This is a genomic window from Nocardioides ultimimeridianus (assembly GCF_054777895.1).
The window spans coordinates 1-853 of record NZ_BAAHAB010000001.1 but is presented as its reverse complement, the minus strand read 5'-3'; the positions used below and the strand labels follow the sequence as shown (position 1 = coordinate 853).

The window sequence follows — 853 nt, the reverse complement described above, 5'->3', positions numbered from 1 at the left end:
GGGTTCTGTTGCAAAGTTTTAAATAAAGAATAAAATCCCTTACGGTATCTATGATTTAAGCTGGGATTCCCAATAATACCTTGATTTCAGTACAGACCGAAAACCCGAAGAGAGTGCCTTCTTTTCGGGTTTTCTTATATAATCCTCGAATGGCTTCCATGCCTTTAATCGTGGTAGAGGCAGTGCGTAAACTTCGATAGAATTTATTGCGTCTCTTTACTGGACGATGGTCTTGTTCAATCAAATTATTCAGGTATTTAATGGTACGATGTTCTGTCCCTTGATAAAAGCCGTATTCTTTTAGTTTCTTAAAGGCACTTGTAATAGAGGGGGCTTTATCTGTGACTACAACCTTCGGTTCATCAAACTGCTTCACTAACCGCTTAAGAAAAGCATAGGCTGCTTGTGTGTCCCGTTTTTTACGTAACCAAATATCCAAGGTTAAACCATCTGCATCGATGGCTCGATACAAATAATGCCATTTTCCTTTAATTTTGATGTACGTTTCATCCATTTTCCATGAATAAAAGGATTTTTTATTTTTCTTTTTCCAAATTTGATAGAGTAGTTTGCCATATTCTTGCACCCAACGATAAATCGTCGTATGAGAAACGTTAATGCCACGATCATATAAGATTTCTTGAACTTCACGATAGCTAAGGTTATAACGAAGATAGTAGCCCACGGCTACAATAATCACATCCTGCTGAAATTGCTTTCCTTTAAAATGATTCATCGTCATTCCTCCTGCTATCTTTTTCTATTATTCTACCTTATTTGATAGTAGATTTAAAACTTTGCAACAGAACCCTTCCAACTATATAGTTAAGGAGGAGACTGAAAATGAAGAAGT

Annotated in this window: 1 protein-coding gene; it reads right to left on the bottom strand. The window is 36.3% G+C overall.

The window, feature by feature from the left end; translation table 11 throughout:
• Positions 1-55 precede the first annotated feature (55 nt).
• Positions 56-736 carry an IS6-like element IS1216 family transposase gene (locus tag ACYU8V_RS00005; RefSeq protein ID WP_001015311.1) on the bottom strand — a complete coding sequence of 227 codons (681 nt, stop codon included), beginning with the start codon at positions 734-736 and terminating at the stop codon, positions 56-58.
• Positions 737-853 lie beyond the last annotated feature (117 nt).

Excerpts from the sequence above, each read along its gene's own strand:
- ACYU8V_RS00005 (WP_001015311.1), bottom strand. The coding sequence starts at position 736 with ATGAATCATTTTAAAGGAAAGCAATTTCAGCAGGATGTGATTATTGTA.